Annotated in this window: 17 protein-coding genes and 1 pseudogene; 1 reads left to right on the forward strand and 17 read right to left on the reverse strand. The window is 72.8% G+C overall.

Annotated features, from left to right (window positions below; translation table 11 throughout):
* Positions 1-131 precede the first annotated feature (131 nt).
* Both JNW91_RS12195 and JNW91_RS12200 read right to left on the reverse strand, forming a co-directional pair.
* Positions 132-1,184: a sugar kinase gene (locus tag JNW91_RS12195; RefSeq protein WP_203174958.1), complete on the reverse strand. Its 1,053-nt coding sequence runs from the start codon at positions 1,182-1,184 to the stop codon at positions 132-134.
* Between the two features lie 96 nt (positions 1,185-1,280).
* Positions 1,281-2,135, reverse strand: coding sequence for a S1 family peptidase (locus tag JNW91_RS12200; RefSeq protein ID WP_203174959.1), 855 nt, complete (start codon positions 2,133-2,135; stop codon positions 1,281-1,283).
* Positions 2,136-2,304: 169 nt separating this feature from the next.
* Here JNW91_RS12200 and JNW91_RS12205 point away from each other — a divergent pair, with 169 nt between their 5' ends.
* On the forward strand, positions 2,305-3,477 hold the full coding sequence (locus tag JNW91_RS12205; protein WP_203174960.1) for a low temperature requirement protein A: 1,173 nt from the start codon (positions 2,305-2,307) through the stop codon (positions 3,475-3,477).
* Positions 3,478-3,486: 9 nt separating this feature from the next.
* Here JNW91_RS12205 and JNW91_RS12210 read toward each other — a convergent pair whose 3' ends face one another.
* The 15 genes and pseudogenes from JNW91_RS12210 to JNW91_RS12280 form a co-directional block, all read right to left on the reverse strand.
* Positions 3,487-4,059, reverse strand: coding sequence for a nucleosidase (locus JNW91_RS12210; RefSeq protein ID WP_203174961.1), 573 nt, complete (start codon positions 4,057-4,059; stop codon positions 3,487-3,489).
* A gap of 61 nt (positions 4,060-4,120) precedes the next feature.
* Positions 4,121-4,597 carry a GNAT family N-acetyltransferase gene (locus JNW91_RS12215; RefSeq protein ID WP_238424837.1) on the reverse strand — a complete coding sequence of 159 codons (477 nt, stop codon included), beginning with the start codon at positions 4,595-4,597 and terminating at the stop codon, positions 4,121-4,123.
* A gap of 66 nt (positions 4,598-4,663) precedes the next feature.
* A complete protein-coding gene (locus tag JNW91_RS12220) occupies positions 4,664-5,398 on the reverse strand; it encodes a 2-hydroxychromene-2-carboxylate isomerase (protein WP_203174962.1) in 735 nt (244 codons plus the stop codon).
* Between the two features lie 32 nt (positions 5,399-5,430).
* Positions 5,431-6,175, reverse strand: a pseudogene (gene fabG, locus JNW91_RS12225) (3-oxoacyl-[acyl-carrier-protein] reductase).
* 1 nt (position 6,176) lies between these two features.
* Entirely contained in the window at positions 6,177-6,698 is a 522-nt protein-coding gene (locus JNW91_RS12230; RefSeq protein ID WP_203174963.1) for a 3-hydroxyacyl-ACP dehydratase FabZ family protein, read from the reverse strand.
* Positions 6,695-7,111, reverse strand: coding sequence for a hotdog family protein (locus JNW91_RS12235; protein WP_203174964.1), 417 nt, complete (start codon positions 7,109-7,111; stop codon positions 6,695-6,697). The genes JNW91_RS12230 and JNW91_RS12235 overlap by 4 nt, the downstream gene beginning before the upstream one ends.
* Complete coding sequence (locus JNW91_RS12240; RefSeq protein ID WP_203174965.1) at positions 7,108-7,371, reverse strand: acyl carrier protein; 264 nt, start codon at positions 7,369-7,371, stop codon at positions 7,108-7,110. The genes JNW91_RS12235 and JNW91_RS12240 overlap by 4 nt, the downstream gene beginning before the upstream one ends.
* Positions 7,368-8,546 carry a beta-ketoacyl synthase N-terminal-like domain-containing protein gene (locus JNW91_RS12245; protein WP_203174966.1) on the reverse strand — a complete coding sequence of 393 codons (1,179 nt, stop codon included), beginning with the start codon at positions 8,544-8,546 and terminating at the stop codon, positions 7,368-7,370. The genes JNW91_RS12240 and JNW91_RS12245 overlap by 4 nt, the downstream gene beginning before the upstream one ends.
* 37 nt (positions 8,547-8,583) lie before the next feature.
* Positions 8,584-9,456, reverse strand: a complete 873-nt coding sequence (locus JNW91_RS12250) for an SDR family oxidoreductase (protein WP_203174967.1) — start codon at positions 9,454-9,456, stop codon at positions 8,584-8,586.
* Positions 9,457-9,465: 9 nt separating this feature from the next.
* Positions 9,466-10,461: a beta-ketoacyl synthase N-terminal-like domain-containing protein gene (locus tag JNW91_RS12255; RefSeq protein WP_203174968.1), complete on the reverse strand. Its 996-nt coding sequence runs from the start codon at positions 10,459-10,461 to the stop codon at positions 9,466-9,468.
* Positions 10,458-11,636 carry a beta-ketoacyl-[acyl-carrier-protein] synthase family protein gene (locus JNW91_RS12260; protein ID WP_203174969.1) on the reverse strand — a complete coding sequence of 393 codons (1,179 nt, stop codon included), beginning with the start codon at positions 11,634-11,636 and terminating at the stop codon, positions 10,458-10,460. Before JNW91_RS12260 ends, JNW91_RS12255 begins: the two co-directional genes overlap by 4 nt.
* On the reverse strand, positions 11,633-12,607 hold the full coding sequence (locus tag JNW91_RS12265; RefSeq protein ID WP_203174970.1) for an acyl-CoA thioesterase family protein: 975 nt from the start codon (positions 12,605-12,607) through the stop codon (positions 11,633-11,635). The genes JNW91_RS12260 and JNW91_RS12265 overlap by 4 nt, the downstream gene beginning before the upstream one ends.
* On the reverse strand, positions 12,604-13,275 hold the full coding sequence (locus tag JNW91_RS33555) for an alpha/beta fold hydrolase (protein ID WP_203174971.1): 672 nt from the start codon (positions 13,273-13,275) through the stop codon (positions 12,604-12,606). The genes JNW91_RS12265 and JNW91_RS33555 overlap by 4 nt, the downstream gene beginning before the upstream one ends.
* A gap of 199 nt (positions 13,276-13,474) precedes the next feature.
* Positions 13,475-14,497 (reverse strand): beta-ketoacyl synthase N-terminal-like domain-containing protein, encoded by a 1,023-nt coding sequence (locus tag JNW91_RS12275; protein ID WP_203174972.1) that lies wholly within the window; start codon positions 14,495-14,497, stop codon positions 13,475-13,477.
* Entirely contained in the window at positions 14,498-15,640 is a 1,143-nt protein-coding gene (locus JNW91_RS12280; protein ID WP_203174973.1) for a beta-ketoacyl-[acyl-carrier-protein] synthase family protein, read from the reverse strand. It lies immediately after the preceding gene.
* Between the last annotated feature and the right edge of the window lie 10 nt (positions 15,641-15,650).

Genomic DNA, 15,650 nt, shown 5'->3' on the forward strand with positions numbered 1-15,650 from the left:
GTCGAAGTCCGTTGTGGTCATGGTCCACTCCATCCGGGGTCACGGGAGGTCTGCTGGGTGGTGGCGGTCAGGTCCAGTGGCGACCAGGCGTCGTCCGGCACCGCCGAAGATCTGGTCGAAGTCCGTTGTGGTCATGGTCCACTCCATCCGGGGTCACGGGAGGTCTGCTGGGTGGTGGCGGTCAGGTCCAGTGGCGACCAGGCGTCGTCCGGCGCGTCGAGCAGCCCCTCGAACCACGACCAGGGCGGCAGCGACGCGTTGTCGCCGATGCTGCCCAGCGCCTGCGCGGCGACGAGGTGACCGAGGCGCAGCCGCCGCGTCGGGTCGAGACCGCGCAGCAGCCCGGCGAGGTAGCCACCGGCGAACGCGTCCCCGGCGCCGACGGGCTCCACCACCGTCACCCGGGGCGCCGGCACGAAGACCGGCGCGGCGTCACGGCCCAACTCGGTGGCGCCCACCGCGCCGTCCTTGACCACCACCGTGCGCGGGCCGGGCAGTAGCCGGCGTACGGCCATCGGGTCGGCGGTGTCCCACAGGGCGTACGCCTCGTCCTGTCCGACGAAGACGAGGTCGCTACGGTCGGCGAGATCGCGCAGCACCGGCGCGGCCCGCTCGACCGGCCAGAGCCGGGCGCGGTGGTTGACGTCGAAGCTGACCAGCGCGTCCGGCAGCGGCCGGTCGGTCACCGCGTGCTCGGCCAGCGCCCGGCAGGAGGCGGAGAGCGCCGGGGTGATGCCGGACAGGTGCAGTACCCGGGCGCCGGCCAGCCCGGGATGAGCCAGGGCCGCCGTGTCCATTCGGGAGGCGGCGGAACCGGCCCGGTAGTAGTGCACGGCGGTTCCCGCCGGGCCGGGGTCCTTGACGTACAGCCCGGTGGGGGCGGCCGGGTCGACCCGCACGTGGTCCACGCGTACACCGGCGGTGGCGACGTGCCGGACGACGGTCCGGCCGAACGGGTCGTCACCGACCCGGCTCACCCACGTCGCCTGGTGCCCGAGCCGGGCCAGGTAACCGGCCACGTTGGACTCCGCGCCGCCGACCGACACGGCGATCCGTTCGGCGTCCTCCAGCGGCTCGCCGGGCGCCGGGCAGAGCACCACCATGGTCTCCCCCACCGTCGCCACCTCGACCGGCGGTGAGCCGGTCGGGACGCTCGGGCGGTCGGGCCGGGGATCGGATGGCATGGGGGCGCACGTCCTCACGGGCAGGGGGCCGGGGTGCCACCGAGCCTAGGCGGGGTTGCGTGAGGCGGGCAAGCCGTTGCGCTCTCCGCAACGGGGTCAGGGCAGGGTCAGCCCATACGCGGCCAGCACCTCCCCGATCGGTTGGTAGTAGCTGGTGCCGCCGGAGGTGCAGTTGCCGCTGCCGCCGGAGAGGATGCCGATGATGGTGCCGGTGGACGGCACGTAGAGCGGGCCGCCGCTGTCTCCCGGCTCGGCGCAGATGTTGGTGCGGATCAGGCCGGAGACGACGTTGCCGCCGGCGAAGTTGACGGTCTGGTTGAGCGCGGTCACGGTGCCGCAGCGAACCCCGGTCGTGGCGCCGCTGCGACACACCGCCTGACCGACGTACGCGTTGCCGGCGCCGTAGATGGGCAGCAGGCCGGGATAGGTGTAGACCGCGCTGGGGTGGGCGATCCGGCCGGTGTGGCGGATCAGCCCGTAGTCGTTGCTCGGGAAGCTGGTGGCGGTGCGGGTGCCGAGCACGGTGGTCTGGGCGCTGTCGGCGTACCAGGTGCTGGCGGCGGCGGTGCAGTGCCCGGCGGTGATCACGTAGTAGGTGCTGCCGCTGCGCACGTTCGCGCCGAGCGAACAGCGACCGCCACCGCCGTAGATGCCCTCCCCGCCGGCGATCAGGGTGCGCAGCGTTCCGGGCTCGCGGCGCAGCAGCGCGCCGGCCCGGTCGGCAACCGCCCGCAGTGCCGTCAGTTCGGCGGGGGCCACGGTGTCGTCGACGGTGAGGGTCATCCGGCCGATGGTCGGGTCGAGGCCCCAGGCGGTGCCCGCCGTGCGGACCCCGGCCAGCACGGCGGCCGGGTCGGCGGCGGCCCGGTCGGGGACGGCGGCCTGCGCGGCGCCGGGCGCGACGAGCAAGAGGGTGGTCAGGACGAGGGCGACGAGCGGGGAGCGGCGCATCCGAACCTCCGCAAAGATCGAGATTGGTGGATGAGTCAAGCATCGCCCGGCGTCCGACACCGTGGCAACCTCGGGCCGCCCTCTTCTCCGGCCTGCGGGAATCGCCGATCCGCAGACGGGCCGCGCCGGTGCCGCCGATAATCCTCGGAGACACGGCGGGAGGCCGGGCATGACCACCGGAGGCACCGCAGCGCTGGTACGCCGGCCGGACGGGTCGGCCCGGGCCACGCTGCTGGAGCTGCTCTTCGACGTGGTCTTCGTGGCGGCGCTCGCGCTGGTCTCCACGCTGGTGGCCGACCGCGACTCGTGGTCCGACGCCGCGACGGTGCTGCTGATGCTGACGGCGATCTGGTGGACCTGGTCGGTCACCTCGACCACGACCGAGTTCTACGACCCGCAGCAGCGCCCGATCCAGGCCATCCTGATGGTGGCCATGGTCGGGTCGGTGGCAATGGCGGCCGCGCTGCCGATGGTCTCCGCCGGGCACGCGATCGTCTTCGCGCTCGCGTACGTCATCACCCACGTGGTACGCGGCGTCGTCCTGGTCAGCACGCTGCACCGGCAGCGACACCGGGCGGCCATGGCCCGCGCCTCACGGTTCCTGTTCTGGTTCGTGGTCTCGGGCGTCCTCTGGATCACCGGCGCGCTGACCGGCACGGCGAACTGGGGGCTCTGGACCCTCGCCATCGCCACCGACCTGGTCTCGGCCGCCCTGCGCTACCCCACCCCCTGGCTGGGCCGGGTGCCCATCGACCAGTACGCGCGGACCACCGCGCACCTGGGCGAGCGGTACCAGCAGTTTGTCATCCTGGCCCTCGGCGACATCATCCTGATACCCACCCTGGAGGTCAGCCGGGCCGGTTTCGATCGTCTCCGGGTCGGTGGCCTGCTCTGCGCGTTCGCCACCATGCTGCTGCTCTGGCAGATCTACGTCTTACGGGCCGGTGAACTGCTGGAGGCGAAGGGGGACCGCCCGTCCCGCGTGGCCCCGTACACCCACCTGGTGATGCTGGTCGGCGTGGTGGGTACGGCGGCTGCCTTCGACCTGGTCGTCAACCGGCCGGACGGAACGACACCGACGCGGTGGCTGATGCTGATCATCGGCGGGCCGGTGCTGTTCGTGCTCGGCCGCGCCCTGTTCACCGTGCTCCTGTCCTCCGCCGTGCCGTGGCGGCGAACGGCGTGGCAGCTGCTGCCCCTGCTGGTGCTGCCCTGGGCCGGGGGCTGGCCGCCGGTGCTGGTCAGCGCGATCGCCGTACTCGGGCTGGCCGGTCACGCGCTGATCCCCGGCGGGCGCCGGGAGACCGTGCCGGGGCTGAGCCTGCGGCGGCCCGGTGACTGACCCCGACGGTCAGGCGACGTGCCGGGCGGCCCACTCGGCGAGGTCCCGGGCGCAGGCGTCCACCGACTCCCGCCAGGTCCGGGCCGCACCCTCCCCCGCCTCGTCGCTGACCTGCTTGATCAGCCGGCACGGCACGCCGGCCTGCGCGGCGGCCCACGCCACCGCGTACCCCTCCATGTCGACCAGGTCGGCGCGCTGCGCCAACCGGTCCCGGGCCGCGTCGTCGGCCACGAACGTGTCACCGGTGGCCAGCACCGCGCCCTCGGTAGCCAGCGACAACGGCGCCCCGTACGTCTCGCCGGTGAGCGTGCGCAGCAGGTCGGTGTCCAGGTCGTGTTGGAGCACGGTGGCGACCTCGTGGATGCCCGCCCACCCGGGGCGCAGCGCCCCGGCCGTGCCCAGGTTCAGCAGCAGGCTGGGGCGCGGCCCCGCAGCAAGCACCGCGGCGACCGCGCTGGCGGCGTTCACCTTGCCCATGCCGGTGAGCAGCACCGGCAGCTCGGGCGGCAGGTAGCGGGCCTCCTCCCCGACGGCGAGGACCACCAACGGACGATCGGCGCGGACCGTACCCCGAAGAATCACCGGAGCATCGTACGAGTCCGACGCTCCTGGCTGGTCGCCAGCCCGCCGTGGACCGGGTCGTTCAGTGGGTGGACCGGACGCCGACGACCTGGCCTCCACTGGTCTCCCCGGTCGGGCGGAACCCGAGCTTCAGGTAGAACCGCTCCGGACCGTCCGTCCCCGGCTCCCACGTCGTGTAGACACGGTCGTGCCCACGTTCGCGAGCCTCCTCGCGGACGGCCCGCACCGCGAAGCGGCCGTACCCCCGCCCCTGGTGCTCGGCGGCGATGTTCAGCCGCCACAGGCCCGAACGCAGGCCGTCGGGCCGGTCCGGGTCCCACACGATGTCGAAGAAGCCCATCAGGAAGCCGACGACCTCGTCACCGTCGACGATCAGACGTGGCCAGGCGACAGCGGGCTGCGCGTACGCCTCCGCGAGCGACCAGGCGACCGGAGACACGAACCGCTCCTGGTCCGGTCGCACGGTCAGCCCACACGCGACGCGCACGTTGTCCGGGGTGACCTTCACCAGTCGCGGCACGGCAACCATCCTGTTCATCGACCGACCGTCACTCGGCCCCGCATCGTACGCGGTGGCGCCGAACGTCATGGCCGGCCGTCGACGTCAGCCACACCCTCCCGCGTGGCCGCCGTCGGTGGACGGAACGCCGCTGGTGGCAGTCACCGACGCCTCGTCCCGGACGTGATCGTCCGCCTCCTTCGTAACCGGCCCGGATCGGCCGCGGAGAGCCGCGACGGCCTGCGTCAGCCGGTCCAGGCCCCAGAAGGCATCGCGGTCGACCACGAAGAACGGCACCCCGAAGGCGCCGGCCCGTCCGGCCGCCGCCAGCGCCGCCGCGCCCTCCTTGCGGACCACCGGATCATTGGCCACGTCCGCGACACCGGGGAGCCCGATCTCGGCACCGATGGCGTCGATGGTGGCGGGATCGGAGATGTCCCGGCCCTCCTGCCAGCGCGCCTGGTACACCCGGTCGACGTAACGGCGGGCGACGCCCTGCCGTTCCGCCGCGAAGAACGGCAGGTGCGAGACCTCCCAGTGCGGATCCCGGTCCACCGGCCACGTCATCTCCAGGTTCCGCTCCCGGCTGAGCCGGCGGATGTCCCGCAGGATGTACAGGTGTTTGGCGCGCGACATCGGCGAGTAGTCGAACCGGCCGCCCTGCTCCGCGATGAGCCGGGACGTCGCTTCGTCCGGTTCCCAGAACGGCAGCCAGCGCATCGCGTCGGCCGCGTCGGGATACCGGTCCCGCAGGTCCAGATAGGTCAGCCAGGAGTACGGGCTGCGGAACGAGAAGAAGAAGGTCGCCGGACGTCGGCTCGTACCCCGTTGCTGCGGCATGGTCCCCTCCGAATGCTGGTGGTCCGGCCCGGTCAGACGGTGATTCCCCCGTCCACCTGGAACACCTGACCGGTGATGTAACGGGCCTGGTCGGAGACGAGAAAGGAGACCAGGTCGGCGACGTCCTCGGGCTGGCCGAAGCGGCCGAGCGGGATCTGACGCCGCATCTGGGCGCGCACCTTCTCGGGCAGGTCCGTGGTCATGTCGGTTTCGATGAACCCGGGCGCCACCACGTTCGCCCGGATGCCGTACCGCCCGACCTCCTTGGCCACCGACCGGGTGAAGCCGATGATGCCGGCCTTGGCGGCGGCGTAGTTCGCCTGCGTGGCGTTGCCGTAGACGCCGGCGACCGAGGACAGCGTGACGATCCGGCCGCTGCGCCGCTTCATCATGGAGAAGATGGCCGCCCGGCAGACGTGGTAGGTGCCGTCGAGGTTGACCTGGCGGACATCGCGCCACTCCTCGTCGGACATCATCACCAGCGGGCGGTCCCGGACGATGCCGGCGGAGGTGACGACCGCCGCCAGGGGGCAACTCGTTCTCCGCACCCGCCACGAACTCGCGCACCGCGTCGCCGTCGGCCACGTCGACCTGCGCCGCGAAGACCCTCGCCCCGCTCGCCTCGGCGGCCTTGGCCAGCTCCTCGGCGGTCTCGCGCCGCTGCCGGTAGCAGAAGGCCACGTCGAAGCCGTCGGCCGCCAGGCGGTGGACCACCGCCCGCCCGATACCCCGCGAACCCCCACTGACCAGCGCGACGGGTCGTTCCGGTGTGGTCATCTCAGCGCCCCCCGTCGGTGCCGGTCGACACGGTGCCGCCGGGGACCAGGTCGGCCACCGGCCGCAGCGCCACGACGAAATGGCCGATCTCCATCACGGTCTCGCCCCCCACCAGGGTCTCGCCGGCCAGGATCGCCGTGTCACCCACGGCGCGGACCATCCGCACCCGGTGCTCCAGTACGCTGCCCGGCCGCACCGGGCGCAGGAACCGCACCCGCTCGATGGCGCCCGCCAGGTCGATCCGTCCGGACCGCACGTCCGACGTCGGGTGGTCCCAGGCGGCCAGCAGCACGGCCGCCTGCCCCCAGGACTCGACCAGCAGCATCGACGGATACTCCAGCTCGCTGGCGGGTTGGTCCGGTCCGAGATGGCCGTAGCAGGGTTCGTTGGCGCTCACGGCCTTGCGCGCCGAGAGGTGGTGTCCGGTGACCACCTCGGTGACCTGGTCGACCAGCAGGACGGGAAAGCGGTGCGGGATGACACGTGTCACCTCGGTCGCCTCCGCCACCACGCTCGCCGTCATTCGTCCTCCTCGTAGCGCAGCCGGATCTCCGCGACCGACCCACCCGGACCCCGCACCACGGCGTGGCAGTTCAGCCCGCGCTCGTCCCGGGCGAGGGTCAGCTCGTAGTCCAACCGGTCCCCGGGCCACACCGGGGACCGGAACCGGCATCGGTTGATGTGCGACAGCCGGGACGCGTGCGCGTCCGTCACGGTCGCGGTGACCACCCGCTGCACCACGTCGATCAGGCAGACGCCCGGCACGATCGGCAGCCCGGGGAAGTGCCCGGCCAGCAGCGGCAGGTCGGCCGGGACCTCGACGTTGAACCAGACGCGGTCGTCGACGCTGCGGACCTCGATGGGCGTCAGCCCCAGGCGGCTCGGGGGCAGCGTGGGCAGGACCGCCTGCGATGGTGTCCGAAGCCCGGCGGTCATGGCTGTCCGCCCAGCTTCTCCGTCAGCAGGCGGCAGGTCTTGTTCAGGCTCGTCACCTCGACGAGTTCGTTCTCCTGCATCCGGACGCCGTACTTCTTCTCCAGCCGTACGGTGATCTCCAGCGCCATCAGCGAGTCGACTCCGAGGTCGTCGACGAAGTTCGCGTCGTCGGTGATCTCCTCGCTGTCGATGTCGAGGATCTCCGCCAGGGTCTCCCGCAGATCCTCCTTGTCGACCAGGCCGGTGCTGTTCTCCGTCATCTCTGGGTCTCCTCTCCTCCGGTCGGCGCCCCGGCATCCGTCGGTGGCTGTCCGACCCTTTCCCGGTGGTCACGCAGTCTCATCAGCAGGCAGCCGGTGATGCCCTCGCGGTCGACGGACGTGACCAGCGCCAGACGGCCGGCAGATGGACCCGGTACGTCCGCCACCAACGCCACCGCGATCTGAACGTTCGCCGACACCGAGGCGGTGTCTCCGAGCAGGCCCCGGTGCCGCAACCGGACCGCCCGGTCACCGCCGAGCGCGTCGTCGAGCGCCCACTGCTCGGCCTCGCCGAGCGGGCCGGCCGGGGCGGCGGGCACGACGAGGTCGACCTGCTCGGGGCGTACCCCGGCTCGGCGCAGTGCCCGTGTGACGCAACGCTCCAACGCGAAACGCGCCGACGCCGGGTCCGCGAACGCGCCGAACTCGGTGGCCAGCAGATCGGCCACCGGTTCCCGCCCGCGCGCGGTGGCGGAGCTCTCCCACTCGGCGAGGAAGACCACCGCGCCTTCGCCGAGCGGCACCGGATCGGCGTCCTGGGTGCGGGCATGCCACTCCAACCAGGCACGCTGTTCGGAGAACTCCTCGACCGCACCACACACGACGACGGCGCAGTGACCTCCGCGTTGCAGCCGCATCGCGTAGCTGAGGGCCAGCAGGCCGGTGACCGCGCCGCCGGCGACCGTCGTGTTCGGACCCTTCAGCCCGTGCCAGATGGCGCACTGGCCCGCCGCGCGGTTCATCACCGTGTTCGGGAATCGTGCCGGATCGACGTGGTACGGCTTCGCCCCGGTCAGGGAGTCACGGGTGAAGGACATCATGCTCTGCACGCTGCCCGAGGTCGTGCCGAGCACGAGCCCGACGTCGGAGTGCGTGTCGGCCAGCCGGTCGATGGGATGCTTGGACAGCAGCAGTCCGACGGTCGCCACGGCGATGCCGGTCGCTCGATCCATCGACCGGATGCCCTTGTTGCCCAGTAATCCGGGCAGGTCCAGGTCCGCGATCGGGGCGCCCTGCCGGTACGGCGTCCGCCAGAGGGTCGGATCCAGCTCGGCCACGGCCGTCCGACCGGATCTGATGCCCGCCGCGAGACTCTCTGCGCCGACACCCCAGGGTGACAGCGCGGCCCAGTCGGTCAGCACGAGCCGGTCACCGGTCCCCGTCTGCCTGCTCATGATCGTCCCCTCTCGCGCGGTGGGTGTGGCCGGCCGGTCATCGGTCCGCCGCGGCGGTGGTGGCGGGCGTCGCGTCGCGCGGGGCCGATCCGTTGCCCAACTCCCACGCGTTGCCCGCGGCGAGCAGCTCACCGCCGTCCACACCGATCGTGTTGCCGGTCAGCCAGGACGAGTCCGTCCCGGACAGCAGGACCACGGCCTCGGCCACGTCCTCCGGTTCGGTCAGCCGGCCGTGCGGATTGCCGCTGCCGGCCCGGGCCACGAACTCGGCGTGTTCCGGGATACGCCGCAGTGAGGGCGTCACCGTCACGCCGGCGCGCAGCGCGTTGACCGCGACCCCGTGCGGCGCCAGCTCACAGGCGAGTTGCCGAACGTGTGACTCGAGCGCCGCCTTCGCCGCCGAAACCGCGCCGTAGCTCGGTAGCGCCTGCACGACACCGGCACTGGTCATCGCGAAGACCTTCGCGCCCCGCCGCAGCAGCCGTGCCGCCACCAGGTCCTGCACCCAGTAGACGAGGCTGTGCGCCATCACGTCGACGGTCATCTCCAGTTGGCGCTGGACGAGGGTCGGCCCGTGGCCGGCCCGAGGCAGGTACGGCACGAGGGAGCCGAAGGCCAGCGAGTGCATGAGGATCCGGGGGCCCGCGCCGTCGGTCAGCTCGGCGACCAGCGGCACCAACTCCGCTCGGGTCCGGGCGCTCGCGGCGTTCATGTTCCAGAACCGCGCCTGGACCCCGTACCCCTCGATCTCCTTGACGAGGTCCGCGACGGACTCTGCGGCGGGACCGTGGTCGAAGTGGACGCCGATGATGTTGCTGCCGGCCTGGGACAGCGCCAGGGCGGTGGCCCGTCCCATGCCGCTCGACGCGCCGAGAATCATGGACCAGCTACCGCGCAACGGGATCAACATGTCACTCCCTCAGCTCGTGGAAGGCGTCCGGACCGGCCGGACGTAGGCGGCGGCGAGGTTCCCTCCCTCGTCGGCGGCCACCAGCAGCGACCGCCCGTCGCCGTCGTCGCGCGGCGGGTCGCACAGCTCCCGCGCCAGCCGCAGCAACGGTGTGACGCAGCCGGCGCCGGACGGCTGCACACTGCTGACGCTGTCCGGCCCCAACGCCGTCATGACGGCCCCGGCGACGGCCGACTCGTCGGTGACGAGATGCACGGGCAGGTCCGGTCGTTCGGTTCCGGTGACCGCCCGGATCAGGGCGGTGATCCTCCGGCCGACCTGACGCGCGCCGGCCGGGTCGTGGACGAGGCCCGGGGGTACGAAGGCGGTCCGGACGCGGCAGCCACCGACGGTGCCGGGCGGCGCGGCGCGACCGGCGGCGACCTGTCGCAGGACGAGCACCACGGCGCCCTGCTCGCTCTGGCCCACGCGGGGCGCGTCGTCGGACAGCCGATCCTCGGTGGCCGCGGCGAGCACCATGTCGGCCCGTCCGGCCGCCAGCGCCCGTCCGCCCACCTCCACCGCCTCCAGACCGGCGACCAGCGGCGAGGTGAGCGTCAGGCTGAACCCCTTGAGGCCATGCTCCGCGCAGAGCCGACTGGCGAGGACGTTGACCGCGAAGAACGGCGCCGTCGCGGGGCTCAGCTGCTCCACGTCCTGCTCGATGAGGGTGTGGTCCATCCCGGCGAGGAGCGTGGCCGCGCCGTTGTTGGAACCCACCGCGGCGGCCCGGCGGGCGGCCGGCACGTCCGCGAGCCCCACCACGTCTTCTACGGCGCGTCGCGCCGCGGCGAGCAGGTACTGCGCGGCCGGCGGCAGGTAGCGGTAGCCGCGGCGCCCGAGCCGGGAACTCGTGTCGAACCAGGAGCTCGGGGCGGGATCGCCGGGCCGGGCCGTCGACGGATCGTCACCTCCCGGGGTGACCACACCGACGCCGGTGACGGCGACCCAACCGGCGGAGTTCATGCCGCGGCCCCGGACTCGATCAGGAAGGAGGTGTTGTTCCCGCCGAACGCGTACGCGTTGACCAGGAGGCGTCGGGTGGCCAGCGGCGACGAGGTGTGCGGCAGGAACACCTTGCACTCCGGGTCCTGGCTGTCCAACGGGACGTTGGGCGGGACGGTGCCGTGCCGGAGGATCAGCGTCGCGGCGACCGCGGCCAGTGCCGCGGCTGCGCCACCGGTGTGCCCGACCAGCGCCTTGAGGCTGTACAGCGGCACGTCCAGCGTCGCCGCACCGAGCACCTGGCGCAGCGCCTGACTCTCCACCACGTCGTTGAGCTGGGTTCCGGTGCCGTGCGGGATGACGCACCCGAGCCGGCCCCCGGTCACTCCGGCACCGTCGGCCGTGTCCTGGCCCAGCGCCTGCCGCATCGCGCGCACGATCTGTTCGGCGCTCGGCTCCGGCGCCGTCGGGTGGTACGCGTCGCAGCTCCACCCCGACTGTCCGAGCCTCGCCAGCGGCACGGCGTCGCGGGCGGCGGCGTGTTCGGCCGATTCCAGGACCAGCATGGCGGCCCCTTCGCCGAACACCGTGCCCCGACGGTGCCGGTCGAACGGCCGGCACCGGACCGGGTCCGCCGCCCGCATCCGGTCGAAGCACCCGACCGCGACCCGGGAGTAGGCGTCGGCGCCACCGGCGAGCACGAGATCGGCCTCGCCGACACGGATCATGTCCGCCGCGATGCCCAACGCGTAGCCACTGGCGGAGCAGGCGTTGCTGACGCTGGTGTTGGCGCCGGTGGCCCTGAGCCGATCGCCGAGATGAGCCGCCACCGAGAAGGTCGGTTCCGGACCCGGCGTGCCGCCGGCCGCGCGCGTCTGCTCCTCCCGGCCGGTCTCCCCCATGCAGGTGCCGACGACGACGTTGAGCGGCGCGGGTGGACGGGTACCGACGGGCAGACCAGCGTTGTCCAGAGCCTCGGTCGCCGCGGCGACCGCGAGCCGGGAGGCCGCGCCGGGAGCCGCGGGCAGCGACTCGGTCGGCGCGAGGTACATGTACGGACGCCGACCCGGGGCGTACGGGTCGGGGAGCCGGTCCGGCAGCCGGACCGGCGCCTGGCACATCGCCTGCCACAGCGCCGCGGAGCCGACACCGTGGCAGGTGACCGCGCCCACGCCGGTGATGACGACGTCTCTCATTCGCGTGGCTCCCCGGCGGCGGTACGGCCCCGGCCCCGCGCCGCCCCGGCCCCGGCGGGCGACGCCGACAACGCGCCGAGCATCCGCTCGTCGAACTCGACCAGGCGCCAGTCCCGTCGGTTCTCGATCAGGGCGTACCCGTGGGTGATCCGACCCACCGCGACGTGTCGACGTTCGCCCTGATCCTGGACGTACCAGTCCAGTCGGGCGTCGTAGGTGAGGCCCTTGAAGACGTTCTCGACCGTGAAGACCAGGTCGACCTCCTGCTCCATCCGGACCTCGTCGAGGATGGTGACGCGCGAGCGGGGCACGACGGGGATCCAGTCCTGCTCGTCGAGCAGCGTGCGGATCGAGATGCCGCGCTGCTCCAGGAAGAGGTCCACCGCCTCCTCCATCAGCCGCAGGTAGCCGGACATCTGCAGCCGCTCGGTGAAGTGGCAGTAGAAGTACGGGATGCGCCAGCGCCAGTGGAACTCGTTGCCGCCCGGCGCGGCCGTGGAGACCCGTTCCGCTCGGCGGATCGCCGCCGTGGTGACCGGTCGCAGCTCCGGCGGCACCTCCGGCGCGTTGTCGCTGTCCTGCCGCAGGACGACCCGCACCCGCGCGGTGGCCGCCCGGACCGGCTCGTCGCCGTCCACGTGCAGGACGACGGAGAAGACGAGTTCTCCGCCGACCGGGTCGATCGCGGTCACCTCCGCCAGCACCACGTCGTCGACATGGAACGCGTGCAGGATGCGGGTGTCCAGGTCGACGAGGTCCACGCCGAGGCCGTACCGCTCGTACAGCCCGCCGGGCGCCAGACCACCGGCCCGCAGATGCTCCAGCACCGCCTCCTCGACCAGGTAGTTGACGTGTTTGAAGCCGATCCAGGTGCAGATGTTGGCGCCCTCGTAGCGGGGCCGCAGCCGGGTGCGGGTCCGCTCGCGCAGTACGGCGTCGAGGCTCGGTCCGGCGATATGTGTCGTGGTCACAGCAGCTCCAGGGGTACGTCGACGATGGGCAACGGGGACGGCGGCGCGTTCACCGCGAGGAAGTCCTGGACGACGGAGGTGAACCAGGGCGGGTGTTCCACCATGGCGAAGTGGCCGCTGGCGGCGACCCGGGCGAGCCGTCCCGCCGGCAGGGCCTCGGCGAGCGCCTCGACGTCCTCGATGGGTACGGCGAGGTCCCGGCGGCCGCCGATCACCAGGACCGGAACCAGCACCCCGCTCAGGTCCAGGAACGGGGTACGCAGGTAGGAGTCGAAAAACCGCATCCACCCGTACGGGCCGACCCGCTCGCGCAGCCGCAGGGCCATCTGCTCCACCACCTCGTTCGGTGGAGGGTGGGCGGCGGACACCCGGATCCCTTCGGCGAGGATGCGGTGGAAGTCGTTGAGGTAGTAGCTGATGTCCGACCAGTGGAAGCGCTCCGGCGTGGCCCGGTAGAACGGCGAGACCAGGACGACCGCCTGCAGCCGGTCCGGTACTCGTCGGCAGAGCAGCTCCAGCACCGCGTTCGCGGCGAACGAGTGGGCGATGACCACGTCCGCGCCACGCGGCACTCCGGCGAGCGCCTCGGCCACCACGTCGGTGGTGCGCCACCGGCGGCCTGCCAGCGTGGGTCTCCCCCGGAAGCCCAGGGCAGTTCGGCGCCCCACAGTTCGATCTCGGCAGGCACCCGCTGGGCGTAGGGTCGCCAGATCGTCGGGCTGCCGGCGAGGCCGTTGAGCAGCAGCACCCGCTGACACGAGAGGCCACGTGCGGGCCGCAACCGGTGCACCCGGACCGGGTGCCGGGCCGTGACCACCGGCGCGGACACGGGAGCGGGCGCCGGATCACGGGGCCACCGCGGGGCGGTCACCGGGACGCTCCGGCGGTGAGTACCAGGGCGGAGGTGGCGTCGTCGAAGCGGGCCTCGGCGGTGGTGGGCGCACCGACGCCGGCGGTGGCCAACACCGATCCCGGTCCCCCGTCGGCCAGCCAGGCGGCGCCGGCCGCACACTGCAGGACGCCGAGGGCGCCGGAGCTGCGCCCGAGCACGGTGGTGAGGTCCAGTTCCGCGGCGGCCCGCACCGCCGAGGGCAGTTCGGCCTGGTGGAGGCGGAAGCCGCTGGGCCGCTCCGGCGGAAACCACAGTCCCACCGGCGCGTCCGGCGGGCACACCGCGCGGGTCGCCTCGTCGTGGGAGCCAGCGCGGGCATACCGGTCGATGGTGGCGAGTACGCGGGCCTGCCGGGCGGCGGCGACTTCGGCGCCCTCCAGGACCAGCCCCACCGCGCCGTCGAAGAGCGTGTCCGGTCCGGACGGTCCGTCCGCGGGGGTGTCCCCGCGATCCGGCGCGGTCAGTCGGCGTACCGGCTCGGTCACCGGCTCGACCCCGACCACCAGCATCCGCTCGACACGGCCGGAGCGGATCATCGTCCGGGCCCAGTGGACCGCGTCGAGTCCGGAGGTGGGGCCGTTGCAGAAGGTCAGGTTGACGCCGCGCAGACCGAAGGTGATCGCGAGCCACGACGCGATCACGTTGCTGGCCGTGTTGGGCAGCAGCATCGGGCTGGTGGCGAGGTACGTCTCGTCCGCGATGGTGCGGACGGTGTCGCACACCGTGTCCACGTTGCCCAGGTTGGAGCTGACCACGACGCCGGTGTCGAGGTGCGGTGGTGTCGCCCGGTTGGTCGGCAGCCCGGCGTCGCGCAGCGCGGCCTCGCCGGCGACGAGCCCGAGCCGGGTCGCCCGGTCCTTGTAGCGGTGCCCGCGACCGGTGATGCGGTCGGTCGGGTCGTCGTCGCCGCGCACCGGATCGGGGCCGAGCAGGTCGCCGACGCCGCGCACGCCGGCGATGGCGGTCCCGATGCCGGTCACCACCACGGGATCGGGCATCTACATCACCTTCTCGACGATGGCGACGGCGTTCAACCCGCCGAATCCGAAGGAGTGGACCTGCGCGGTGCGTACCGGCGCGCGCAGTTCCCGGTCGGCCACCAGGCCGAAGCCGGCCACCTCCTCGATCGGTCGGACCAGGCCGACCACGGGCGGTATCCGGCCCTCGCGCATCGCGCGGACGGCGACGACGAGGCTGTGCAGACCGGAGGCGCCGGCGGTGTGCCCGGTCATCGACTTGATCGCGGTCATCCGACAGGACCGGACGTCGTCGGCGAAGACCGACCGCAGCGCCTCTGCCTCAGCCTCGTCGTTGCGGGGGGTGCCGGTGCCGTGGAGCATGACCAGGTCGATCTCGGCGGGCTTGGTGCCGGCCCGGCGGTGCGCGTCGGCGATGACCGACGCGATGCTCTCCGCGTCCGGGGCGGACGGGTGGTAGGCGTCGCAGTTCAGCCCGACGCCGCGGACCCTGGCGTGCGGCCGGCCGCCGGCCGGGCCGTCGGACTCGCGGCGCAGCACGATCGCCACCGCGCCGTCGCCCTGCAACATGCCCCGACGGTCCCGGTCGAACGGGCGCACCGCCTCGGGAGCCAGCGGGTAGACCCGGTCGAGCATTCCGTAGGTGCTCTCGGTGATGGTGTCCACCCCGGCGACCACCACGGAGTCGGCCTCGCCCAGTTCGAGCAGGTCGGCCGCCAACCCCAGGGCGTAGAGCGACGCCGAGCAGGCGTTGGCGACCGTGTAGGTGCGGGTCGCGCCGAAGCGGCGGCGCAGGGCGGTGCCGAAGTGCAGGTCCCGCAGGTCGAAGGGGACGTCGTCCCGCCAGCTCAACTCGACCGAGCGCAGCTCCCGCAGGGTGGTGCCGATCAGCACCGGCACGTCGGACAGGTCCCCGTCGTGACCGGCGTCGGTCAGGGCCTGCTGCACCGCCTGTTCCAGCCATCGGGTCGCCCGCAGCGTCAGGTCCTCCCCCGACTGTGGACGATCGTCGATCTCGTAGGCGTGCCGGGCCCGGAAGCGGGTGGGGTCGAATCCCCGCAGCGGGCCGACCCCGCTGCGTCCGGCGCAGAGCGCGTCGAAGATGGCGGGGACGTCGTCGCCGACCGCCGCGACCGCGCCCATTCCCGTGATCAGCGCGCTCACCTGCGACCTC

The sequence above is a fragment of the Micromonospora parastrephiae genome (assembly GCF_016802865.1).
Taxonomy (GTDB): domain Bacteria; phylum Actinomycetota; class Actinomycetes; order Mycobacteriales; family Micromonosporaceae; genus Micromonospora; species Micromonospora parastrephiae.